We start from the raw sequence: 23,871 nt of genomic DNA on the forward strand, positions 1-23,871 counted from the left end.
CTGCCTCCTTTTTAATTAATCAACGCCAAACACATTCGGATAAACGAATTTGTTTGGTTAAATTTTTTTTTTTACAGACAGACAGCTCTGCCGTTAGTGGTTGCATGATCGAGCTGTGAATGACCCGCCAGGTCGCGGATTTCGTCACGCTGACTCAGCCACGCCTGTTCAATGACAGAGGCCGCCCAGGCTGGCATGTGTGGGGAGAGGCGATAGTGGATCCACTTGCCGTCGCGTCGATCGCTGAGTAATCCACTGGAACGCAACATTGCGAGGTGACGGGAAATTTTCGGCTGTGGAAGATTCAGTGTGCCGGTGAGTTCACACACGCAAAGCTCTCCCTTCTCTTTCAGCAGTAGCACCAGCGTCAGGCGAGTTTCATCCGAAAGGTTTTTGAACAGTTGCAGTGGCGTCAGAGATAACATGTTGATTCCCGATCCAGGATGATCCAAGGGTAGTTGAAAGAGCATAGTCTAAAAACATATTCGATAAAAGGCATATGATTCACTCTGGAGCTATTTTTACTGAACGGGAAATCTGGCCTGCTCCGCCTCGATTCAGGCACAGGCAAGTCAGCCATCACCGCGCCTGGCCTGTTGCAGCCCGTTTCATCCTCCAGGCTTAACGGCCAGTCTTTTAAGGGCCTGATCTATTTTTTCGGCATCATTCTCTACAATCGCTTTTTCATCGGCGGTGAGAGGGACTTCTTCAAGGTAGCGTTTTACTGAGGCTTTACTTTCCAGTATCAGCCCGCGCGCGCTGTCTTTGAGCAGGTTAAAATCACAGCCGATGCAGGCCATCCGGTGCTGACAGCTGCTCCAGAACGGATTTGTGCAGTAGGAATCGCCCAAATCATAGTACGTCGCGGGGCCGGTCAGGCTGGCGGCTTCCGGATCGTGGTCAATCAGTACGCTTATCATGTGGGCGACCCTGTCTGCTTTGACAAACGAGGCTGCCAGCTGAGTCGGGCGGATGCGGAGATAATGCATGGTGGACTGGGGCGTTGAGTGCCCGGTCCACTGCATCAGTTCGTACAGAGACATCCCCTGCGGAACGCTCGCCAGCGCGGTCACTGCCGATGCCCGACCCCGGTGACTGGTTATTGTGCCACCGCTGTCCTCTACGGGGACGCCGGCTCTTGCACACAGCATCGGTATCAGCGTGCGGTTCATGATAGCGCTGCCTGCGGGCTTCCCCCGGAACTGAAACAGAAGCCGGACTTTCTCACCGGTCCGTTCATCAGCCAGCATGGCCTGTTCTGTCGGGCGTTCGGCCAGCCAGGTATCGACATATTTTTTCACCACGGCCGCCACGGGTTTAACATAGGCTTTTGAGGTCTTTCCGGCGGGAATATGCAGGTAGCACAGGGTCCCGGCAGGAATGACGCTGCCGTCCTCTTTCACTATTTCATCTGCCTGCGGCGCGATACACCCAGTGGTCAGGCGGAGCAGCTCGTTTTTCCGCAACCCTGCATGGGTCCAGATAACGGCCATCGCCTGCAGCATGGCCAGCGGATAATGGATTTCAGTGAGCAGGTCTTCCTGGCGCAGATTCAGGCTGGCCCAGATGAGCTTCAGCCAGACCGGATCGTCGATAACCCGTGGATTGACGCCGCGACGGAACAGGGGCGTGTCCGGTGTGGAAAGATGACGGGCAGGGCTGAAGCGCAGGCGCCCCCAACCCCAGTTTTCATAATCGATCATGAAACGGCGAAGCGCATAGATTACACCCGCGCGGGAGTGGGGCATCATGGGTTCGCCGGATCGTATCGATTTACGGGTGCCTCTCTCCGTGCCCAGCTGAAGCTCATCCACGTTCATCCGGCCCACCGCCGCAATAAAACTGGCGCAGATTTCCAGCGTCCAGTCTGCCGGTTCCCGCACCTGCGGATGCTCCCTTGCCAGCCAGAGGCCGCAGCGCAGAATAAAGCTGTACTGGCTTTCCCGGGTACGCGGTCGCAGCACTGACGTTTCCCGCCAGCGCCGGCACCAGTGCACCCAGGCGGGATCGATTCCTTCGACCGGTTTTTCATACCACTTCGTATAGTTGCGCATCCTCACCGGGGCGCTGATGATGCCCAGCGCAGCAAGCCCGTGTGAGACCCGGCCGACGTAACGGGATGTCGCGTTATCGATGCTGTTCTGTGCCTGCCAGAGCAGTTCGGTCGTAAACGTCTCAAGCCGGGGATCCCTGTTCATTATCATCAGCATTGCCAGCACGCCGGATGTGTGCTGTTTCTGGCTTCCCGCGGCATAACCCAGTGACGTCAGCGTATCGGTCAGCCGGTGCAGCTCCTGATAATAAAAACTCTGACCGAAGATGGCGCAGGCATAGAGGGCGGGTTTTCGGATATCAGGGAGGCTGAGCGTGTCATGCAGACCTCCCAGGTGCCAGGCAAAAGCGGCCATCAGAGGACGACCCTCCCTGACTTCCCGGCAGAGCGTCTGCCAGCGTTCCTGAGGCCAGCACCAGCAGGGCGCACCTGATGCATTCATGTCGCGCAGCAGTCTTGCTATAACCAGCCCGGCGATTTTGCTGCTGCATCCGCTTGCGGCGGCAATATCCGTCAGCGGCCTGATAAGGTCAGGCGCAGGTTTCATCCTTAACATACCGGACCGGCTGTGAGAGCTGGCCAGCGCAGTCCGCTCATCGGAAGTCAGTGACGTTTCCAGCCGGTATTCATCAATGCTGAAGGCTCGCCAGCTGATTCCGGTCGGTGTGCTTGTGCTCATGTTAATTCTCCTGGCTGAAAATGAGGTTCGCCATTCTGATATCTGCCGTTTCTACCGCGCCTGCCATCCTGGCGGCGAGATCCCGTCCGGAAAGGTGGATGTAAATCTGGGTAGTCCCCGGATCGCGGTGTCCCGCATAGGTAGCCAGCTCGTGCAGCTTCCAGCCCGCACGGGCGAGATGTGTGAGGCGGAGGTGGCGGAAGGTATGCGTTGATATGTCCGGCAGCCCTGACATCAGTGCCCAGTTCCGTACCGTTTTGCTCCAGGTCCAGAAGGAAAGCGGCGCGCCCTGATTGCGGTCGGACGCAGAACGGAACAGGGCACCTCTGGCGATCCCTTCCCGTTTCATCTGCAATAGATGCGCCGCCAGCACGGGTGCCACGGCCGGGCTGTAGCAGACGATGCGTTCACGCCGGCTCTTGGTAGTTTCAGCCCGGATACGGATAAGCCGGTGCGCAAAGTCGAGGTCGTCAACACGCAAGGAGGTAATTTCAGATCGCCGCAGCGCGCCGTAATAGGTTAATGCCAGCATCAGGCGGTCACGAAGCGGGGATGAGGCAGCATGAAAAAGAAAAGCCTGCCACTGCGCATCGTCAGGGATCCGTGGCAGCTTTACGACGCGGGGAACCAGCCCTCTACCGGAACTCAGCATGCCAGGCGTGCCGGAACGGGGCAGCGGATTCACCAGACAGAGATCCTGGTACATCAGAAAGTCATACCATAGGCGGATCGCCGACAGGCGCAGCTGGAGCGTGGCGCTGGCCACGGGAAAGGGCATGCCGGGTAACTGAGGGCTGATGTAGGCGGCCAGATCTTCAAACCGGGCCTTTTCAGGTTCAATGCTGTTCTGGCTGCAGAACGCAAAATAATGGCTGAGGGCATTGCGGTAGGCGGTGAGCGTGGCCTGCGCCCTGCCCAGATCGGATAACAGTTTAAGCCAGCGCTCAGCCAGCGCCAGGCTGTGTTCATTCGGTGAAATCAGCATTGTGTTTACCTCTGACAGCAGTTCTGCTGCTCAAAGTTTACTCAACCAATGTTGCATTCCACTTAACTTACTATAGGGCGTAATTCGAACTAAAGACATGAATTTTGACGGGATATCCTTCATTTTTTATCTGAAACCAGGGCGCTCCCATTTTTATTCCCAGCGCTTTAGCACCTGCGGAGCGTGCAATAACGCAGCCATCATTGTTACTGAGTACCACCACTGGCTTGCCGCGCAAATCGGGTCGAAACAGCGATTCGCAACTGGCGTAGAAGGAATTAACGTCTGCAAGGCCAAACATGGGCATAGTTATCTCCGGCGGGCACGCGTGCTGTTGAAGAACCAAGTTACGACGCCAAGCAGCTGCAGCTCTTCCGGATAAATAGTTGAGTAGGCAGGGTTCATGGGCAGAAGGGCGAGCCGAGGATGCAGCTGCAGACGTTTAACCGTGAATTCGCCGTTAACCTCAGCAATGACGATATCCCCATGTGAAGCTTCCTCAGCACGGTCCACGACCATGACGTCACCGTCATAAAGGCCCAGCTCCTGCATGCTGCTGCCGCTGGCACGAACGAAGAATGTTGAGGCTCGCCGACGTATGCATAACTCGTTCAGATCAAGCTCTGACTCAACGTAATCCTGAGCAGGGGAGGGGAAGCCCGCCGCGCAGGTGTCCGCAAACAGCGGCACGCGAACGCGAGGCGTAAATATAGGCGGCCAGAGCAGTGTCAGGCCAGTGCTGTAAGCTGCGGGTTTCACGACAGTAACTCTCTTAAAGCCACAGCTTCTGCGGCTGAAAACGACATGACACAACCCATAAATCCTCCTTCCAATGACACTGTTTATATGTACAGTATCATTTAGAGGTGATTCAATGACAAGTCTGTATCCATGATGAATCGTCCCACTACCGATAATGCCCCTGAAGAATAATGAGTTATTTTCAGAATTCAGCTGGATAAAACGCATAGCGCCAGGGATTGGTTGCTAAGTGAGCAGTTGCTCCTGCCACCTTGCTCCCTCTGTCGTGCGATAAACTGCCCACAGGGTTTGCGGATAGCTGTACACCACAAATTGTGGACAACCCCTCTGCGGATGAGGCGCAGAATTAACATCGCCTGCGATCCCGTGTGGCTCCTCAATATTGGGGCGCCACAAAATGCATACTCTTTCACTACATGATGCTGGCCTCTGGCGGCAGCCATGCTTCGCACCAAGCCTAACGTCGTCCTCTCCCAAGCCTTTCAGGCCATCGGGTAGCTAATGCTGACGCAGAAAATTAAGGCAAAAGATTCAGGCTAAAAGATTTATTTGCAATCGATAACTGACCGCGAGTGCAGAGGGGGTGAGGTGTTTCTGGTTCATCTACGCCTGACGCACTTGAAAAATCGCCGCGTCACGATCGATATTCTCAGTCCAGGTGGAAAATTTCCTTTTCTGTCAATGGCTTATACCTGAGGTGTTAGATCACACCGGCCTGTATATTCTGAATACCGAACGCTTCAAGCCGAAGACCATTGGCCATCTGCTCACGCAGACAGAAAAAATGGTATTTGCGCGCATCACACCTGCGGAAATTGTGGCTGTAATGTGCAAAAGGGGAGGGCGATCATGAACACAACATCGTTGAAGACTTCAATGGCGCAAAGTTCTGCACATCCAATTGATGCAGCTGGCTTGAAATGAAATATGACAGCGCTTCCGTACCGGCTACAGCATTACTGACTCTGCCAGACATTGTTTTGCAGTTTGGAACCGCAGCGCCGGATTTTTTCATGAAGGCGATGCTACACTGGGCGGAGGCGCAGGAAAGTCATATCTGCGAAGCAGAAACAGCACTGGTTACAAACTGCAGCTGTTTAAAAGCAGCGTACAGAATGCTAACAGCATTCTGTGAGATCAATAGGGAACAGGTTATCTCAGTATCACGTTCATATTCACAAAACTCCAGTTTAGCGGTTAAGCTCATAATTTTTTATAAATTGGATTAACTCCACCTCTAAAATGTTTTCAGATATTATCCAGAGGTTGTTGGATTAAATTATTGTTATAGGGTTCAAGGATGAATTTTGGACGGTAATCATTAAGAATGGAGTGAGTTTTAGTACCCACTCCACTGAGGGGTATTTAATTTTCTAGATTGCTTATGATGTTGTTATAATGATTGAAGCTACCCAGTATAGGGTATTTTATTAGACATAGTGCATACAGAAAGATCATAAACAAGGATATTAATCCTGTTGCTAATGCCATTGGTAATTGCTCTCTTGATTCAGAGAATGAAAATGCTGCTTGCGAAAATATAATTGATAGGGTTATATATAAGAAAACTAGTAAGGCACCTTTGTTTCTTTTTTTACGGAATCGAGGTCGACTAAGAGATAGGGTGGTGTTTGTAAATGAAGAGTTTATAACTGTCACTTCTTGATCTAAACAGTCAATTACTGTTCTGACAGACGTTTCTTTTTTAATGTCTATGCCAGAGTTCTTCTTCAGGATATGTAGCATTAAAGAAGCAAGTTTGGTATCTCTCAATTTTGTCAATTCAAAAAGCACTTGTGACTTGAGCTTCTGCTTTGCAACTTCTTTAGCATCTGACAATTGTCCATTGCTATCCTCAAGTGAGGATATTTCCTTGTAGACAGATATTCTTTCATTCGAGAATTTTTTCAGCCTTCCATGAATCCCAAAGAAAAAGTTAACTGCTGCTATAAATATGGTGACAGTTAAAGTCAGCAAGGTCGCATTGCTAATGTTGTCCATTTTTTTCCTTTAAATTATTAATATGAATTCGGATTTAAACGTAAATATTAGATCTGTTTTGACATCGGTGCTGTAGTATTGATATTGTTCACATGCACTACGTCGCCAACTGGCGACCCACCAATGGTCGAATAGCTTGAGAGGACCGCCTTCGGGTAGCTGCTAAAAACACTCCTGTAGCCTGAAAGGGAGAACATATCAGTGTGGTACATCTGCTCGCTCCTGGAAGCAGATATCGTCAACAATGCGCACCTACGACGCGACGATGGGGGTTTCTTAAACATACCAACGCAGGGCTGTTTTTTATGCCTCTTGCTCTCAGATAAAGCGTCCACAACGATGTTTTACTTCACTTTCGTTATGAATTTTTCAGGGATAAGCCCTGAGCTGCATACGACTTTTGCAATGACGCATAAGCCCATTTTGTACATTTGGGCGCTTGCGGAAAATGCATTAGAAGCATGAAGCTGCGCGGCGTCACTTTCGTTCGAGTGAAACGAGAACAAAGTGACGCGCGCAGCGCATAACGACCAAACCCACGCACAGTGCGTTTTTCAGCAGGCCGGTACAATCTGACGTGCACGTATTACGTGTTTTCAGGTGCTCAACTGGCTATTTATCAACCATGACGCGACGTTAACGAACAACCCGTTAAGGGCGTTTTATTAGAAGGAGAATGATCGACTCGGTATCGATGGCGACATCAGGAAACTGGTGTACGGAGGCAGACTGACTAACGTCAGCACGGCGTAAGCCGCAAACAGGTCAGAGACCTGGGGAGCCTCGCAAGAACTCAACATTTCGCCGCCCCGATGCACAGATACCAGTCGAGACGCAGGAAGCGCAAAAGCAACCGTGTCATCGGGGAAGAGATGTACAGAGTCATACAGCTGTTGGTTTTGTGGGCCAACACCTGTGGATTCTGAAGGAGGTATGCAGTGGCTGGAAAATTAAGTAAGCAGCTCGTTACGCTCGCACGTCAGGGCGGAGGAAGTTTTAAAACAGTTTCTGATCGTTCAAAGATTGCCAGCCGCTTTTCGGAGCGACTGGCAACCCTTAACATTCAGATTCGGGACGTAAGCCATATTAAGACCAAACATATCGAAAATTATATCCGTAGTCGTCAGGTTGAAAATATATCGTCCCGAACTTTACAAAATGAAATGGCCGCATTACGTTCAATCCTTTCACAGGGAGGGCGTAACGTTCTGGCTAATCCTGCACATGAAAAACTGAGCAATCAGGCGCTGAATATTTCTGGTGCCAGCAGGGAAGGGACTAAGCTCGCCATTTCTGATGAACGTCTTAAGGAAATTATATCGACCGTATCAGAAAGAGATCGTGGGATCGCTTTAGGTATTCAACTGGCAAGATATATTGGTCTCAGGGCAGAAGAAACTGTTCAGTCAGCAAAGTCACTCAAGACGTGGCGAAAAAGTTTGCTCGCCGGTGAAAATAATGTTCGCGTTGTATTCGGCTCTAAAGGAGGGCGTCCGCGTGATGCAACGATATTTGAAAGGGACAGGGTTGTCGCTTTATTAAATGAGGCTGTTCGTTATGTGGATGATAATAACGGTAAGTTAATCGACAAGCCAACGCTTCACCAGGCGCTTGACCGCTATCATAATGTATTACGTGAAAGTGGAATGACGGGAATACATGCGCCGCACAGTCTCAGGTACGCTTATTCTCAGGACGCCGTAAATCATCACCTTGAAAATGGCATGAGCCGAAAAGAAGCTGAGGCTTTAGTGTCGATGGATCTTGGACACGGTGACGGGCGCGGAGATTATGTTGCGCGTGTTTATAACCGCGTTGACGAAATAGGTTAATAACGGGGTCTTGTAATTTTCCTCGAACAGGCGCTATTATTAAAACGCTTCTTATGTTGTCTTCGGACAACCACCAATGGTCAGTGGCTTGAGATGACCGCCTTCGGGTAGCTTCAATAACACTCCTGTAGCCTGAAAGGGAGAACACATCAGTGTGGTACATCTGCTCGCCTTTGGAAGCAGATATCGTCAAACACGGCTCCTACTGCCTGGCGATGAAGGTTCATTCAACTATCCGGCTTCGGCCTTCGCTCTTCGGGGAAACATTCCCGACAGGGCAAATGTTTCTCTGTTTTTCAGGAGAAACTATGTCTGTAACCCGCTCGTTCCTTACTGAGCTGCGTATGCCTTTGGATATTGTTCTTTCAGCTGCAACCCGTGTTGCGTCTGAATACCCTCATATCACGGCTGCACTCAGGAGAACATGGTGGCTGTCTTCACCTTCCGGTCATTATGAGTTCTGTCCCCGTGTCTGGTTCGACGATCAGCGTTATCACGCCATTGTTATGGCAAGAACGGTGATTAACGGTCAGCCGGGCGATGAGTTCATTTTCAGCCGGCACGGTAAGCACTTTACTCACAATGCTGCTGCGAAATCCGCTCAGCTTGCCGCGTCTGACGCTGCGACCTTCCGGGTATTTACTGCTCAGAAGTAACGGCACAGTCGCCTCAGCTATACATTCGTTTTACGAATGCCCATCGGGAAACATCTTCCCGACAGGGCAGGTGTTTCCCTACTAACAGGAGAAACACCATGCAAACCCTTTCTTTACCATCTTTCTTTTCCATAAAAAGCATTTTTTCTGTGGCTTCCGCTGCGGCTGTATCCCTGTGGGATCGTGTTGCTGACGGCAACAGTAAAGATGAATGGGTAACGAACCGCGCCGGCTCACTGAGCTTTAAGGTGCAGGTCCATCAGTTATCCTCTGGAAAATGGACGTCCGGCATACTTACGCGTTCCGGCACCTTTTACGGCAATCATCGCTTTAGTTCGCTAAAACATCCTGCTGAGGAGTTTCGCTCGTATCGCCAGGCTCGCCGCTTCGCACTGAAGCTGGCGAATCAGCTCGCTACGTTACGTTTCGCTTATCAGTAAGGAGTTGGGTTATCTGGACGGCAAAGCCGTCTCAGCAATAGCCCGATCTGAAGCAATTTCACGTTAACCAACCCTGTGGGGATTTATTTCCCATCAGGGGGATAAATCCCACTGAATTTTGAGGATTTATCATGACTCCCATCTCCGTACCGCCTCAGCAGGTCACCTATAACGTGAAGCAGACCGGATGGATATCCCCGAGCCAGTGGCACAGTTTTACCCTGGCAGTCACAGAAGCATTCTGGCTGCTGCCGGTACATCTTCGTCCATGCTCGCCCACGAATGGTATGCGTATGCAACGCGCGTCCATGATGTTTCCTTCTCCGGAGATATTTGCTTTCGCCGGAAAAGACGAAGGGACTTACGTATCCAGAGGCGTGATGTTTACTCAGGATTTGAGTGCCGATTTTCGTATTGAAACAGAGGGGCAACCCGTCGATTTCTTCACGCGGATAGCGCTTATCCTGCTGTATCAACATTGTGATAGCTGTTACGAAATATCGTCATCAGCCGGCGGCGTCAGCTGGTCTCTGCCTGTTCGATGGGCAATACGGCATGAGCTGATTTCAGATCATGCTGCGCCTCAGCCCTTCAGCACGCATGAGTTTATCACCGGCGCGGCTGATGAGTTGCTTATTAGAAGCGTGTCTGGCGGTGAACGACTTTTCACAACGGCAGACTGGGGGCTGGTTTCAGAGCTTGAGTTCACACTTGAGGCACTGAAAACCGACAAACGCTAACACCTCAACTTTAACCCATCGGGGATTTACGTCCCTGCGGGCGGTAAATCCCCTTTGAACTGGAGATTTACCATGACACAGACCTCAATCGATTCACTGGTCATTCCGGGCGTTTACCAGCTGGTCCAGGGGGCGTCCATAAAGGCGGAGCAGTGGTCCCGATTTACCGAGGTGTTGAAAGAAGCCTTCTGGCTTCTTCCTGCTCAGCTCCGGCCATATAAGCCGCTGGGTTTTGAGATGAACCGTGCTTCCGAACTGTTTGATGATGAAGGTTCGGTTACGTTCAACCATAAGAACAGTGCAGGCTACTGCTGCAATCCGTTCTACCTCAGGCAGATGCTTTCGGATGATTTTCAACCGTACCGCAAAGTTGAGAGTCAGCGATGCAGGCAGGATTTATTCGTGCGCATCGTGCTGGTTCTTCTGCATAACATATGCCCCGGCTGCTATCACATAACCAGTTCCTGCCCGCAGAGCTGGCGTTTCGCACAGCGATGGCTGGCGTGGAACATGGATATGTTTACCAAAGCACCCGAAGACATTCCGGCATCGTTCGTGATACCTGGCGCAGTTGAACACCTGCTGCTGGTTAAAACGTCCGGACCCGGCAAGCAGGTCACCACTGAAGAGTGGGAAGCGATTTCAGGTATTGAACTCTGGCTTGCCCAACAGCACAACGACTGACACATTTACCAACCCTTCCGGGATTTGCTCTCCGGAAGGAGGCAGGTCCCGCTGTTTCAGCAGGTGATCCTATGTTTACTTTCGACAGTAACGCGCTCGCGCAGCTGTTTCACGATACATACCATCAGACCATGTCGGTCAGGCTGGTTATCAGTTCGCAGGAAGGTTTGTTCCTGGAATTTCAGAACGGTTTACCCGGTCAGCTCTTCTACCGTAAGGCGCGGATACATGCGCTTGAATACAGCGGTGACAGTTGCGATCCGGGCGTGCAGGTCGAACTTAAATTTGGTCACATCGCTGAAGAATACGGGCTCAAAGTTGATGATCCTGCCTTTTTCAGCGCGATGACGGCCGATGACAAAATTGTTGTTCTGTCTGTCCGCTCCGCGTACCAGCTGAAACGCAAAACCATCAGCTGGCTGAGTGAGCGTAAGCTTGCGCTGCTCAGGCAAAGGATGGATGTAATGCGGACTTCGGATTTTCTTGAATGCCGCAGCGACGAAGAGCGGGCCGGGTGGTTCGATTCGGCAGCATCCATGTTTGAAGAAGCAATATTTACAGACAGTAAGCGGTTTGATCGCCACAACTTTTATTTTTCAAGGCAGCAACTCCGGTTGCGGCTGAACAGCGTAACTGCCGACGGAAAAATTATTTCTCCGGTGTGTTAACAACCATCCCTGACGGGCGTATTTCTCGCCCGTCAGGGATGGGATGCGCCCTTTTTTCATCTAAGGAGCATCCCATGACTAAATCAACCAAAACCCGTCGCACGAAGAATACTGAGAGCGTCGATCTGTACCAGAAGGTCACTGACCGCATCGTAGAGGCACTGGAAAACGGCGTCGCGCCCTGGAAAAAACCGTGGCGCACCGTCGGCACCTGTGCCGTTTCAGGTCCGATACCGGTTAATGCCTTAACGGGCAAGCCATACAGCGGCGTAAACGTGCTGCTGCTGTGGCTGGCCGCTGAGGAAAAAGGGTACAGCACCGATCGCTGGGTAACGTATCGTCAGGCGCAGGAGCTAGGCGGACAGGTCCGCAAAGGTGAAACGTCATCAGAGGCCATTATCTTCAGGCCGTTTGAAAAGCAGGCTGAAGATCTCAGCGGTAACAAGCTGTTTGATGCAGAAGGCAAGCCACTGATGGAATCACGGGCCATGATAAAGCCTAACTTTCTGTTTAACGTTGAGCAGTGTGACGGATTACCGGAAAGTGTCGCCGCCGTACCGCATGAATCACCCGTAACCGAATACCCCGGCACGATCGACTGGCCGACGGAAAAACGGATATGTCAGATTGTGCATATGGCGGGCGTTAAGGTGCAGTTCAAATTACAGAACCGCGCTTATTACGCCAGACACACTGATTCAATACTGATGCCAACGGCGGAGCAGTTTTTCAGCCACGCCGACTACTTCAGCACCCTGCTGCACGAAGTGATACATGCCACCGGCCATGAGTCACGACTGAACCGTGAAGGCATAACCAAATCGGCGAAGAAGTTCGGCGATCCGGTTTATGCGTTTGAAGAACTGATAGCCGAAATGGGCAGCGCGTTTCTGTGTGCTCAACTCGGCGTTTTCGGCGATGTTCAGCACGACAGCTACATAAAATCGTGGCTTGAAGTCCTGAAGTCCGACAAAAAAGCGCTTTTCCGTGCCTGTCGGCAGGCAAGGGAAGCCTCTGAGTTTTTACTGCAGTTAAAAGACAGCGCGGCTGAGGCTGCGTAACACACCAACCCGGCAGCATTGAATGATCGCGCTGCCGTCCCGTGAGGGCACTGACCCTCACGGGACAGTGCCCTCTTTTTTTTCGTAAAAAGAGGAATTAACCATGTCAGACTGGTGCCATAACCGTTTAGAAATCACTGGAAAATCCGCGCTCATCGGCATTATGGAAGAGTGGATCACCGGCGAAGCCGTACCGCTGTATCGTCACGCCGTCATGCGCAGCATAAAGCTGTTTCTGGCAGGATGTGGCGGACTTTTACGCCCGGTCAAAACGGAGTCATTCCCGCCGTTTCCCGCGCTGATGCAGAGCGGGACGGGACAGGGCACGCCGGCAAATCTGGCGTTTGAACAGTGGCTCGATCTGCTGCGTAGGGATGAACTGCTTGATGGTGAGAACCTGCGTAAAATCGAGCGAATTTACCATCAGTCCGGTATCGATGCTATCCGCTGGGACAGCATTCCGGAGGTATCGCGCAGGCATATCGCGCGACTCATTGAGGAACGCTATGCGGACTGGTTTGGTGTTGCCACCCTGTCCCGGGAAATTGAACCGGCGCAGTGCTGGGAGCGGCTGAGCCAGCTGCCTGAGCGGGCACAGCCCTGCGATATGCTGCAGATTATCCCCAGTCGTCTTGCCGCTGAGTTGAACGGCAGCGGAGGTTTACTTGCCGGGATGTCTACGGCCAGCAGTTTTTACTGTCGTCAGTACGGCATGGAGTGGCCCGCAGGTCATAACGTCAGCTGGCAGCGTGAAGGACTGAGCACCATAAAACTGGCGTTTGATTCCGCCTGGTTTCCGCCGGCAGGAGAAGTGATTGCGGCGCTTTCGTCCACGTTTGACTGTGAGATTCGCCACTGGTACAGCGAGCCCGCTCACGAACTGGATGGCTATGACTGTTACGATCGGGGTGAGCACGTCTGCAGCGCTGAGGCGACCATTGACGAGCTGGACGACGGCAGGCCCGGGCTTCATCTTGTGCCGGCAGTTGAATCCGATGACTTACCGGCCGGAATGCCCGTACAGCGGACGGCACAGGCATGAGTGGCAACGGCGAGTATTTGCGCTGCCGCGTCATTTCTACGGCTCACCTCAGCGCAGGCGACAATGCGCTGCTGGATGAAATCACAACCCGTTAAGTCGAACACGGTGAGTGGATCCACTATGTCGGTGGGAGCTATCTGCTGCGGTTAACCGCGCGTTCTGCGCCGGTTCTTCGGCTGAAAGAGGCCGGGTTATCGAAAGAGGCTCGCAGCCTGATCGCTTCCGTGATGCGTTCGGATGCCGTGAAAATCCTGATTTTCGAATCAGGGGCTCCGGAGGCTGAGGGATTCACCACGTACAGTTGGTAACCAAAAAAGGTGAGCCGTAAGGCTTGCCTCACACCCTGAGGGGAACACTTCCTCAGGGGCGTGTTCCCCTTTTTTTATGGAGAACACGCATGACTTCTGTCAACCATCGCAAGGCATTCCTCTCGCTTTTCAACGCCACGGCCCGTTATCACCACCGGCACAAGGTGTTTGAAGACTTCGTCAGCTGCGCGGCAATTGCGCTGCACAACGGCGTTGCGCACGATGCCGGGCTTGAAAAGCAGTATCTGAGCATAATTGCCGGCTACGAAAAGGAAGACGTCACTCAGATGGCTGCGTTACTGGGTCACGTCGTCATGGCGCTCGATCAGGACCGTTGTGATTTCCTTGGCAGCGTTTTTATGGAGCTTGAGCTGGGTGATAAGTATCGCGGCCAGTTTTTCACGCAGTGGGACGTCTCGCGGATGATGGCATCGGTGCAGCTGTCCGGCATCGATGCGCTGATGCAGGCTCAGGATTTCATTACTCTGCAGGAACCGGCCAGCGGCGCGGGCTGCATGGTCATCGCCTTTGCTGAAGAGTTCGCACAGCGCGGTTATACGGTGTCAGAGCAACTGTGGGTGTCGGTAACGGACGTTGATCCGCTGGCCGCCAATATGTCCTACATACAGCTCTCGCTCTGCGGTATCGCGGCTGAGGTTGTGACCGGCAACGCGCTGACGCTTGAACGGCGCAGGACGCTTTACACTCCGCTGCATTACACCGGCAGGTGGGCAGCAAAACTCGGGCGCGCAACGCAACGCGCAGCCTGACCATAACGCCTCTCCGGAGGCGTTTTTTTTGCAAATCGATATAGAGTTTGCGATGGATACCACACTACCGGCAGGGCATGGTGCATGACATGACGCTGACGGAGGAACATCTTACATGCAACCCACGCAGGAGCAGGCACAGGTAATTGCCTGGAAAGGCAGACAACTTGTCGTGACGGCGTTCGCCGGCACGGGTAAAACATCAACGCTTGAAGCTTACGCGCTGGCAAATCCCTGTGAACGCATGCTTTATCTTGCCTATAACCGCGCTATACGTGAGGAATCCGAGCGGCGATTTCCCTATAACGTGGAGTGTAAAACGTTTCATCAGCTGGCGTGGCCGGGGTTTGGCCGGCACCTTCAGGCGCGACTCGCCACATCCCTTCGCGTCACGGATATTGCACGTCTGCTCAATACGCGCCACTGGCTGCTAGCACGATCTGCGCTGAGCACACTTAACACTTTTCTCTACAGCGCCGACAGCGAAATATCACCTCTGCACCTGCCAGATGAAAGTGACAGGGGGGGACTGGATGCGGGAAAGATACTCGGCGCGGCACAGGTTGTATGGCATGAGATGACCCGAATGGATTCACATTTTCCGGTGACGCATGACATCTACCTCAAACTGTATCAGTTGTCTGTACCGGATCTCGGGAAGAGGTGGGACGTTATCCTGTTTGACGAAGCGCAGGACGCCAATCCGGTTACCCGTCAGTTTGTTCTCAGCCAGCCCTGCCGCATCATCCTTGTTGGCGATCGTTACCAGCAAATCTATCGCTTCAGGGGAGCTGAAAACGCGCTGGTTTCTCCACAGCTGGAGACCGCAGATCGGCTCTGGCTGACAAACAGCTTCCGGTTTGGTCCGGCGGTTGCAGACGTTGCGAATACTTTACTGGCGCAAGCAGGAGAATCGCGCGGCATATGTGGGCTCGGCGGTGAGGATCAGGTTGTCCCTGAGCTTCCAGCCGGAACAGCACATCACTGTGTTATCAGCCGGACGGTGGCGGGCGTGATTGGTTCGGCCCTTACGGCAAGCCTGGCGGGTAAAAGGGTGTACTGGGTAGGGGGGATGGAAGGTTACCGCATTGTTGAACTGGAAGATCTTTACTGGTTTTCGGTCGATATGCCTGACCGCATTATGTCGCCCCAGCTGACGCGCGATTACCGTGACTTTGAAGAGTACCGGTCCATTGCCAAAGCGACGAAAGATCCGGAGATGGGGCAGGGTGTCCGACTGCTGGACATGTACTTTCCCCTTCCGACGTTACTGGCGTTACTGAAAAAACAGGCGGTAACGCATGAGAGCGATGCTGACGTGACGGTAGTGACCGCGCACCGCAGTAAAGGGCTTGAGTGGAACGCGGTCAGTCTCAGCGATGATTTTGTTGATATTACCGACCCGCTTCTGAGCCCGCGCGAAAAGGAAGATGAGCTGAATCTTCTATACGTATCGGTGACCCGCGCGCGCAAAGTCCTCGTGCCAAATGAGCTGGTCCGTATCGTAACCGGCTGCCTGCAGGAGCTGAATGAAGCCTCTGAAACACCGGTCGAGACGAATCCGACCCGCGCAGAATTGGCATCGAACTGTGACAATAAACCGGCATTATCAGGAAGTAAAAATGTTCAGTAAACTCATTGCCAGCTTGTGCGGGGGGAAAACCGCCGCGAAGTCAGCGCCAGCTGGCAGCAGGATCCCATCGGGATATTTTACGCCGCAGTCTGCAGCACAGCTCCTTTCATTACCGCATCGTAAGCTACTGATGAGGCAAATCTGGGATAATACCTCTTTGCCGGAGGACGTTTATAACCGGCTGTATCTGGCACCGCTGAAAAAACTCGCTGAGTGCGTGCAGGTTGTGCCGGCCGCCGGAGAAGGTGAATGGAGTAAAGAAGGAGGATTTATCGACTTCACCCTCAAATTTACCGCCTGCAGCGTCAGGTTGGCAAAAGGGCATATGTTTCCACCGGGTGCCGCTCCAGAAGAGCAGGCCGCTAAGAATACGCTCTGGAATGCGGTTGTTTTCTGGTCAGCGCTTACCGCGCATCTGGCGTTGCTGAGCCGTATTGAGGGCGAACTACTGGACGGTCGCTGCTGGATGCCCGGCATGGTGCCACCGTCAGCGCCGTTTCGGTTTCGGGTTAATCAGGCAGATAACGCCAGCGTGGCAACGTTGATGGCCTCCAGGCTGCTACCGGACGACGGTGTTACCTGGCTCAGCGGGGATCGCCAGGCTATGCAGGTGATGGCTACGCTGGCAGTCAGAGAGGCATCGGCTATGCCACTGATTCAAGATATTCTCGATAAAGCGCGGGATATCAGCGGTTCGCCCGCAAGCGCAGCATCTGTGGGCCTGCATTCAGTGACTTCAGTTGTGTCATCTGCAGTCACCGAACAGTCGCAGTCGGCAATCATTTTATCAGACGGGGGCATCAGCGCCGCCTCAGCGCTTGCTGATGACGGAACCGAAAGTGCAGCAAAACTGCCGTCAGATAATGCGACCGGCCAGGCAGAACATCCGTTAACGGCATCAGAGGGTCCAATTGCTTTGTCATCGGCACTTTCAGAAAACTGCGGTTCAACGAATGAACAACCTGAGACTGAAAAAACATCAGTTGATGATGACACCTCCCTGCTACTCAGCATGTTCAATGCAGCTGAACCGGCGACCACTGATGTGAATGATGATGCGGAACAACAGGCCCCAGTCATTTCAGATGATGTTATTCCGGTTCAGCCCTCTGACGAACATATAATCGCGGTTCCCGCTGAATGTGTGAAACTCATACCCGACGCTGAGCCAGATGATGACTTCCCTGCCAATGAGTCCATGCTGGATACGGTCGTTGACACTGAAAGTGATAAAGATGAAAACGGAGATATGTCCACGGCTTCAGCTATGAATGAAGTAAGCAATCCGGGGGAGCAGTTTTTAGAGTGGATTAAGGAGTCTGTAAATAATCAAACGCTCAGCGTGAACCAACAGGACAGCCTGCTGCATGCGGTAAGTGGATTTATGTTTATATCTCTACCGGGGACGGTATTTAAATTCATAGATGCTAAGGGTGTGGAAAAAGACCGAAAGGCTGTACAGTCATCTTTCGAAAAGATGGGCATATTACATATGCGTAACGACAAGCGTTTTTTTAGAGTAAAAATATATGAAAGTGAAGGTCTTGAAGGTAAGTATCAGAAGCGAAGTGGATATTTAATTCGTCTTTCTTTACTTGGCTGCTCAGGAAAAATTAAACTTCATAACAGTCGTTATATTATGATTGAAAATTAATGAAGGGACCTTTAAAGGTCCCTGATTAAATTCAGGCTGGGATGGCATTTTTCACTGCATCCGGAACAGTCGGTCTGCCGTTAGCGATGCAGGTTGCGGTGAATACGGCTTCTGCATAAAGGGTATCGTTTACCAGTATCTGCTGAACGAAATTGACGCGACTGCGTTTTTCATTGGCCTGCAGGACGCATGTTACCTGCATTTCATCACCTTTCTGCAGGCTCTTCTTAAAGCGCAGCGTATATTCCAGGATCATATGCAGGCGACCTTCAGCGAACTCCTGCTCCAGATCCAGCCCCAATTCTTCTTTCATAAACGCGTGACGCGTCCATTCCATATAGAAGGGATAATAAAGACCATCCACAACGCCCTGAAAATCAACGTGTTTTTCGTTTACGGAATAGGTTTTGGTAAACATCATAAATCCTTAAAGTAATTCAGCAGTGCAAACCGCATTGGCAGTATCAGGTTTTCAAATTCCTTTTGCGAGGTGTTGACCCCGGTGCAGATATTAAGCGCCATGCTCATATCGTTCTCCACTCCATAGATAAAACTAATGCCATGGTAAATGTTATGAGCCCGACGCTGCTCATCGATAACATTAATTTTTTCGTTTCTGAGTGAGTCATCCCAGACGACTGTACTGACGTCACCCTTTTTTATCTTGGTGAGTTCAATACCTATTTTTATCAGAAGGCTGTCCTTGTACTTTCCTTCATAATAAAATTTATTGTCCCACTCAGCATAACCATTGCTCTGATGAGCTGCGATGGCATTATTTTGAACAAGAAGGGTAGAGATGTAGGTTGTCTTCTCCATCTTGTTCAGAAAGTTTATAACTTCCGTACTACAGCGATGAAAATTGAGTTTTACCTCTTTTGGATCCACTTCACTCTCCGGCACTCGAGAATATCTTCTTTCTTAATGGCCGTGCTTTTTACACCTTCAATAGTGACGCTGTCCTCGTCGACTATTTTGACCACCCCTATAATCAAGCCATTCTTATGCCTTACATGGCATAGCTTGTTATTATTAGGGTCCAGAGTTCGCTCGTTCGATACAATACAGAATTCTCCGAAACTGATATAAGGTTCACCATAGGTCCCACCTACCTGGATAAGTTCCACGTCGGGCAACTGGCGACTGGCCAGTATAAAGAGGGTATCTTCATCCAGCTTTGTGTATTCAGTGAACTGTGGCGGAAATCCTTCGCCTGTCATTATCCAGTTGCCTTCAACTTTAAGGCCGCTTTCACTGAAGAAATCCGCAATCAGATTGATCACATCAATACGTCGGGGTGGAACCGTGCCACCAGACTCCCAGCGGGTGTAAGTCGTGTAGGAGAGTTCAGTATTTTGCTGCTGAACGTAGTTCACTACTTCCTGAGGTGAAGTCCCTGTTGCCGCACGGCAACATTTCAGCCTCTTCTCAATTGTGTCAAGCATGCGCACGCCTTTAGCGAAATCAATACACCTGATTCTAAAGGAAATCTTTGGTTTAGTTGTGGGAAAAAATACCAGTAAATGGGAAATATTTGCACGAAAGTCTTAAGTAATGGTAATATTTAAAGACTTTATAAATATAACGTTAATTATTTTCACAAAGTTTCATCTGAACTGTGAGAGTTTCCATGAGGCGGGGCAAATTTTCGTTTCAGGCATGGTCAGTGCAGATGCTGAGCATAAGGGATGACATCAAATGCAGAATGCAAATGCCTGCTCCTGCATATTTGAGTTAAGTACCTATCCACACGTTAATTAAAGCCGGAGAGACCATGTCCTCAGATCAAGACGCCCGAAGCCCCTCGCCAATTGTTTACATAGGTCCAGCCAGACGTATGAAAACTGAGAACTGTGCTGTCAGACTCACTCACCATTCTGGCCGTGTCGTCACCGCCAGCAAAATTGTTCAAGGCCTTATTGATCGTTATCTGGATGCATATATAGAAGAGCTGTCCGCTCAGTCATCCGCCCGATAACGGCTCATTTAATTACTCACCTATCGCGAATCCACTCTATTTGTGGAGGAAACTATTCATGCCTGAAAAGCTGAAAGACGTTATAGCCATTCCTTATCATACCGACGCTGAGCAGTGTGTTCTGGGGGCGCTCATGCTCGATAATGACCGATGGGATGATATTAACCTTCTGATTACCGCTGATGACTTCTTTGTGAGCGCTCATCGCGCGATTTATCGTGCAATGAGCGCCCTGGCATCCCGGCTACAACCGTTCGATCTCATTACTCTCAGTGAAACGCTTGAACGGGATGGGCGGCTTGATACGGCGGGCGGATTCGCTTACTTGGCTGAGATCGGTAAAAACACGCCTTCAGCAGCAAACATACTTTCCTATGTGGGCATCGTCCTCGAAAAGAGCAGGCTGAGACAGTTGCAGATCATTGGCAATTCGCTTTTGGCTGATATCAGGGGTAACAGACTGAGCTCTTTAAATGTTGCCGCCCAGGCTGAGGAAGCACTTTTCACACTGAGTGAGAAGGGGCAACACGCAAACGAGTGCGAAACCGAAATTTTGCAGGCGCTTGACCAGTTACTGAGCAAGCTTGAAGTGGCCACAGCAGCTGACACTGGAATTACCGGCACTGCCACAGGAATGGCCGAGGTTGATTTTATGACCTGCGGACTTCAGCCGGGCGATTTGGTTATTCTCGCCGCGCGGCCTTCCATGGGAAAAACTTCACTGGCTCTCAGCTGGAGTATCGGGGCGCTGATGAGCCGGCCGCAAGAAAGTGTGTTCATTTTCAGCATTGAAATGCCAACCGAGCAGCTGATGATGCGGATGCTGTCCATGCGCAGCAGGGTAGAACTCAACCACCTGCGCAGCGGCAATCTCAGTGATGAGGACTGGGGAAGGATCAGCATGGGTGCTAAGGAGATGGCTGAATGGCGCGAGCGGTTAGTCATTGATGATAACAGCAGCCAGACGCCGGCCACGCTTCGCACCCGGGCACGCAGATATATCCGTAAATACGGCAAACCCTCTCTCATCATGGTCGATTACCTGCAACTTGTCCGCTGTCCCGATATGGAAAACCGTACCCAGGAAATAGCCGAAATCTCCCGATCGCTCAAAGCGCTGGGTAAAGAACTCGGCTGCCCCATCCTTGCACTCTCACAGCTCAACCGTCAGGTAGAGCAGCGTGCCGATAAACGTCCTAACAATGGTGACCTTCGGGATTCGGGGGCGCTTGAACAGGACGCAGATCTGATTGCTTTTATCTATCGCGATGAAGTTTACCACGCTGATACGGCGCATCCGGGGCAGGCCGAAATCATCATCAGCAAACAGCGGCAGGGACCTACGGGCACCATCAAAACCCAGTTTGACGGCAGGTTTACCCTCTTCAGTGAATATCCTGAGGGCGGGTATGACTTTGGATATGATTTCAGGAGCACTGGCAAATGAGTCAATTTCAGCGTGTTGCAACACCGTCCGGCAGTGAAAATCTGGCCAGGATTTTCACTCTCGATGAACTCTGTTTGAATCCTGATAATCCGCGCAAAAGCCGCAATCCTCTTTTTGAGGATTTGAAAGCGTCTATCCGTGTGCGCGGGCTCAATTCCGTGCCGTTTGTGACGCACGATCCCCGTATTCCTGAAGGAAAGTGGACTTTCAGTGACGGGGGGAACACGCGTTACACCATCATGCGTGAGCTCTGGGATGAAACCGGAGATCAGCGGTTCTTTAAAATGACCTGCATTGAAAAACCGTGGCCTGGCCGTTTTCAGTGCATTGCAGGGCATCTCGCAGAAAATGAAACCCACGGGCAGCTGACCTTTATTGATAAGGCCCTTTCTGTCCGTGAAGCGAGATTATTGCTTGAAGAAGAGCGAGGGGAAAAAATCTCTTTGCGCAATCTCGCCGCAGAACTGGCCAGCAACGGCCTGCCTGTACATTTTTCAAGCGTAAGCCGTATGGAAGATGTGGTGACAAACATCTATCCATGGATGCCTGTTTTACTGGGGTCAGGATTTGGTGGGCGTGAACTCAGAAAACTGCTCAAGTTGCGCCATGGCGCTGAATCAGTCTGGGATAAATATCATTTAAATACAGATGATTATACCGGAACCAACTTTACAAATGTGTTTGGGCAGTGCTGCCAGAAATTTGATGATCCCGAACTATGGTCACTGGAAATGTTCACTGATGAACTTGTTGGTGACCTGACTGCGGCCTTCCCATGTGATGACCTCGATTACGATGGCTGGTTACTGGAGCTGCGCGGTGCTGATAAGGAAAAAGCTGAGCCTGCTGAAGACATCACCATTGCCGTTTCACCCGCCTTGCCGGCTACCTTATCAAATGTGGCAAATGATTCCGGTGAGCATAGTGATCCAACGGATGCGCAACCATCAGATGTTATGCCTCTGATGAGATGCAATCCGCGGGATACAGTCACTGAAGCTGAGATACCCGCTGAAATAAGCGATTCTGAAGGTTCATCCTTTTTGGTAAACGATGAAGATTATGTAGATGAAACTCATGCCACCCAATGTCCTGATGGTTCCCTTCAGCCAGTGGCTCAGTCAGAAAACCATTCACTCTGGCACCTCAGCGCCTTACAGGACGATATTGAGCACCTGCAAAGTATTGCCTGGCGTCTGTGCTGGGACATCGCCAGTGCTCATGACTGCGGTGACGCGTTAGAACCCGCCAGTGAAAATGCTTCACAGCCTGGTTACCGGCTATCAGTGCCTGCAGAAAATGCTCATGTTGTGTCCTTATACCTTGCTTCCCTGACTGACGATACGGCTTGTCAGGACTCTGCGAATTTAACGTTTAAATTGCTGATCGGGTCATCTGAATCAGCCACGCCTGTTTTTGATGACGAACAAACTCTGATGGTGTTTCGGCTAATCAGAATCCTTCGTCGTCTCCGCGAACTGCAGCGCAAGAGTGCTGCTTCAACTGTTCCTGTAAATGAAGGGTAACTGATGAACACGAACCTAGCCCGGGCTGCAAATGGCTTCCTGCTTGACCTGGTTATGGAGCTGAAAAACGGCTTTATACGCCGCTGTGACAAAATGGGTCTGACATCTGAAGAGATCGCCACGCTGAAGGATGTGACCATTGAAGATATCCATTACATCGTCAACAGCGAGGTCTCGGTTCTCTCATTCCAGATAAATCAGGACAATCTGGCAAGGCTGATTACTCAAGCCAGGGATGATCAGACGCGAAAGCAACGGATTGATCGTGCGCTTGCTTTGGGGGGCTCAATCAAACTGATGGAGCATTTTTTCGGGCTGATGAGTAATGACGTAGCCGCGCGCCGCAGGATCGCGGGCATAAAAGTCCGAGCAGGCCGGGGAACCGTCCTCAGCGAGGAACAGAGTACCGAGCTATGGGAAATCTGGGCGGCAAATGACAGTAAAACACCGCGCAGTGAAACGGACGAGGGGCTGGATTTGATGCTGCTTGCTGCCGAACAGATGGATATCTCACTGACCGCTGTCTGGAATACCGTTCTCAAATGGGAGAGTGAGCATCTCACCGCCGCCACCCGGAGAAGAGCATGACTATTACCGCTGTGAAATACATTCACTGTAATCAGGAGGGGCAGAATGCGGTCTTGTGAAGTTATACCGGGTCTTAAAGCCCCGGTTACTGCTCCATCTTCACTGCGAAAAAAAGCGACCCGCGCGGTGCTTCGATTCTGGCAGGGTGAGCGTAACTATAAATGTCTAAATGAAAACCGAACCGGCTATTTCAAGATCGATCTTGGTCCGTTCTGGCGACTGCTCAGCCGCGATGAAGGGCGCACCTGGGAGATGATGAATCATGAGCGTTATAACACGGCTATGCGCAACTGAAATATAGCCAGAATGCTGAGCGTTGCGCCTGAAGTGGCACAGTGCTCAGCATTTTTGTATTCAGAAGGTG

The 23,871-nt window shown here is 51.4% G+C and carries 25 protein-coding genes and 1 pseudogene; 17 read left to right on the plus strand and 9 right to left on the minus strand.

All coding sequences use genetic code 11. The features are described from left to right. Positions 1 to 71: 71 nt before the first annotated feature. The 5 genes and pseudogenes from PanJK_RS22580 to umuD form a co-directional block, all read right to left on the minus strand. Complete coding sequence (locus PanJK_RS22580; protein WP_137387512.1) at positions 72 to 425, minus strand: metalloregulator ArsR/SmtB family transcription factor; 354 nt, start codon at positions 423 to 425, stop codon at positions 72 to 74. A gap of 183 nt (positions 426 to 608) precedes the next feature. Further along, positions 609 to 2,732, minus strand: a complete 2,124-nt coding sequence (locus tag PanJK_RS22585; RefSeq protein WP_265303160.1) for a tyrosine-type recombinase/integrase — start codon at positions 2,730 to 2,732, stop codon at positions 609 to 611. A gap of 1 nt (position 2,733) precedes the next feature. Continuing rightward, positions 2,734 to 3,717 (minus strand): tyrosine-type recombinase/integrase, encoded by a 984-nt coding sequence (locus PanJK_RS22590; protein ID WP_137387510.1) that lies wholly within the window; start codon positions 3,715 to 3,717, stop codon positions 2,734 to 2,736. Positions 3,718 to 3,790: 73 nt separating this feature from the next. Continuing rightward, positions 3,791 to 4,018 (minus strand): annotated as a pseudogene (locus PanJK_RS22595) (DNA polymerase V subunit UmuC); the annotation flags it as partial. Positions 4,019 to 4,026: 8 nt separating this feature from the next. Then, positions 4,027 to 4,449 carry a translesion error-prone DNA polymerase V autoproteolytic subunit gene (gene umuD, locus PanJK_RS22600; protein WP_246862595.1) on the minus strand — a complete coding sequence of 141 codons (423 nt, stop codon included), beginning with the start codon at positions 4,447 to 4,449 and terminating at the stop codon, positions 4,027 to 4,029. A 727-nt stretch (positions 4,450 to 5,176) separates the two neighbouring features. On the opposite strand from umuD, the gene PanJK_RS24040 reads away from it, so the two are divergent. Further along, positions 5,177 to 5,332 carry a conjugation system SOS inhibitor PsiB family protein gene (locus PanJK_RS24040; protein ID WP_414858963.1) on the plus strand — a complete coding sequence of 52 codons (156 nt, stop codon included), beginning with the start codon at positions 5,177 to 5,179 and terminating at the stop codon, positions 5,330 to 5,332. Positions 5,333 to 5,844: 512 nt separating this feature from the next. On the opposite strand, the gene PanJK_RS22605 is transcribed toward PanJK_RS24040, so the two are convergent. Next, positions 5,845 to 6,480 (minus strand): hypothetical protein, encoded by a 636-nt coding sequence (locus PanJK_RS22605; RefSeq protein WP_265303163.1) that lies wholly within the window; start codon positions 6,478 to 6,480, stop codon positions 5,845 to 5,847. Between the two features lie 938 nt (positions 6,481 to 7,418). Between PanJK_RS22605 and PanJK_RS22610 the strand changes: the two genes are divergently transcribed. The 12 genes from PanJK_RS22610 (at position 7,419) to PanJK_RS22665 (ending at position 17,968) form a co-directional block, all read left to right on the plus strand. Next, positions 7,419 to 8,312: an integrase domain-containing protein gene (locus PanJK_RS22610; protein WP_265303166.1), complete on the plus strand. Its 894-nt coding sequence runs from the start codon at positions 7,419 to 7,421 to the stop codon at positions 8,310 to 8,312. 308 nt (positions 8,313 to 8,620) lie between these two features. Beyond that, a complete protein-coding gene (locus PanJK_RS22615) occupies positions 8,621 to 8,968 on the plus strand; it encodes a hypothetical protein (protein ID WP_265303168.1) in 348 nt (115 codons plus the stop codon). A gap of 98 nt (positions 8,969 to 9,066) precedes the next feature. Beyond that, entirely contained in the window at positions 9,067 to 9,408 is a 342-nt protein-coding gene (locus tag PanJK_RS22620; protein ID WP_265303170.1) for a hypothetical protein, read from the plus strand. A 131-nt stretch (positions 9,409 to 9,539) separates the two neighbouring features. Continuing rightward, entirely contained in the window at positions 9,540 to 10,148 is a 609-nt protein-coding gene (locus PanJK_RS22625) for a hypothetical protein (protein WP_265303172.1), read from the plus strand. Between the two features lie 72 nt (positions 10,149 to 10,220). Further along, complete coding sequence (locus tag PanJK_RS22630; protein ID WP_265303174.1) at positions 10,221 to 10,832, plus strand: hypothetical protein; 612 nt, start codon at positions 10,221 to 10,223, stop codon at positions 10,830 to 10,832. A 71-nt stretch (positions 10,833 to 10,903) separates the two neighbouring features. After that, positions 10,904 to 11,500 (plus strand): hypothetical protein, encoded by a 597-nt coding sequence (locus tag PanJK_RS22635; RefSeq protein WP_265303178.1) that lies wholly within the window; start codon positions 10,904 to 10,906, stop codon positions 11,498 to 11,500. 74 nt (positions 11,501 to 11,574) lie between these two features. After that, the gene (locus PanJK_RS22640; protein WP_265303180.1) at positions 11,575 to 12,561 is read left to right on the plus strand and encodes an ArdC family protein; all 987 of its coding nucleotides are present in this window, start codon (positions 11,575 to 11,577) and stop codon (positions 12,559 to 12,561) included. A 103-nt stretch (positions 12,562 to 12,664) separates the two neighbouring features. Next, the gene (locus PanJK_RS22645) at positions 12,665 to 13,603 is read left to right on the plus strand and encodes a DUF1281 domain-containing protein (protein WP_265303183.1); all 939 of its coding nucleotides are present in this window, start codon (positions 12,665 to 12,667) and stop codon (positions 13,601 to 13,603) included. Positions 13,604 to 13,716: 113 nt separating this feature from the next. Continuing rightward, a complete protein-coding gene (locus PanJK_RS22650; RefSeq protein ID WP_265303351.1) occupies positions 13,717 to 13,911 on the plus strand; it encodes a DUF5983 family protein in 195 nt (64 codons plus the stop codon). A gap of 89 nt (positions 13,912 to 14,000) precedes the next feature. Further along, positions 14,001 to 14,681, plus strand: a complete 681-nt coding sequence (locus PanJK_RS22655; RefSeq protein WP_265303185.1) for an SAM-dependent DNA methyltransferase — start codon at positions 14,001 to 14,003, stop codon at positions 14,679 to 14,681. 115 nt (positions 14,682 to 14,796) lie between these two features. Next, positions 14,797 to 16,314, plus strand: a complete 1,518-nt coding sequence (locus PanJK_RS22660; protein ID WP_265303187.1) for a UvrD-helicase domain-containing protein — start codon at positions 14,797 to 14,799, stop codon at positions 16,312 to 16,314. After that, positions 16,304 to 17,968, plus strand: a complete 1,665-nt coding sequence (locus PanJK_RS22665) for a helicase/relaxase domain-containing protein (protein ID WP_265303189.1) — start codon at positions 16,304 to 16,306, stop codon at positions 17,966 to 17,968. Before PanJK_RS22660 ends, PanJK_RS22665 begins: the two co-directional genes overlap by 11 nt. 31 nt (positions 17,969 to 17,999) lie before the next feature. Here the strand turns inward: PanJK_RS22665 and PanJK_RS22670 are convergent, their stop codons facing one another. Genes PanJK_RS22670 through PanJK_RS22680 form a run of 3 tightly spaced genes read right to left on the minus strand, consistent with a single transcriptional unit; the run spans position 18,000 to position 19,413 of the window. Further along, a complete protein-coding gene (locus PanJK_RS22670; RefSeq protein ID WP_265303191.1) occupies positions 18,000 to 18,386 on the minus strand; it encodes an acyl-CoA thioesterase in 387 nt (128 codons plus the stop codon). After that, the gene (locus PanJK_RS22675) at positions 18,386 to 18,856 is read right to left on the minus strand and encodes a hypothetical protein (protein WP_265303193.1); all 471 of its coding nucleotides are present in this window, start codon (positions 18,854 to 18,856) and stop codon (positions 18,386 to 18,388) included. The genes PanJK_RS22670 and PanJK_RS22675 overlap by 1 nt, the downstream gene beginning before the upstream one ends. Continuing rightward, positions 18,838 to 19,413 (minus strand): hypothetical protein, encoded by a 576-nt coding sequence (locus PanJK_RS22680; RefSeq protein ID WP_137387493.1) that lies wholly within the window; start codon positions 19,411 to 19,413, stop codon positions 18,838 to 18,840. The genes PanJK_RS22675 and PanJK_RS22680 overlap by 19 nt, the downstream gene beginning before the upstream one ends. 591 nt (positions 19,414 to 20,004) lie before the next feature. On the opposite strand from PanJK_RS22680, the gene dnaB-PI reads away from it, so the two are divergent. From dnaB-PI to PanJK_RS22700, 4 genes are read left to right on the plus strand one after another with little or no spacing between them, the layout of a single operon-like run. Next, positions 20,005 to 21,393 (plus strand): SPI-7-type island replicative DNA helicase, encoded by a 1,389-nt coding sequence (gene dnaB-PI / locus PanJK_RS22685; RefSeq protein ID WP_265303196.1) that lies wholly within the window; start codon positions 20,005 to 20,007, stop codon positions 21,391 to 21,393. Beyond that, a complete protein-coding gene (locus tag PanJK_RS22690; RefSeq protein ID WP_265303199.1) occupies positions 21,390 to 22,919 on the plus strand; it encodes a ParB family protein in 1,530 nt (509 codons plus the stop codon). The genes dnaB-PI and PanJK_RS22690 overlap by 4 nt, the downstream gene beginning before the upstream one ends. A 3-nt stretch (positions 22,920 to 22,922) precedes the next feature. Then, positions 22,923 to 23,507: a DUF2857 domain-containing protein gene (locus PanJK_RS22695; RefSeq protein WP_265303202.1), complete on the plus strand. Its 585-nt coding sequence runs from the start codon at positions 22,923 to 22,925 to the stop codon at positions 23,505 to 23,507. Between the two features lie 45 nt (positions 23,508 to 23,552). Next, entirely contained in the window at positions 23,553 to 23,801 is a 249-nt protein-coding gene (locus PanJK_RS22700) for a hypothetical protein (RefSeq protein WP_265303205.1), read from the plus strand. Positions 23,802 to 23,871 lie beyond the last annotated feature (70 nt).

It is taken from the genome of Pantoea sp. JK (genome assembly GCF_026130245.1).
GTDB lineage: Bacteria > Pseudomonadota > Gammaproteobacteria > Enterobacterales > Enterobacteriaceae > Pantoea > Pantoea trifolii.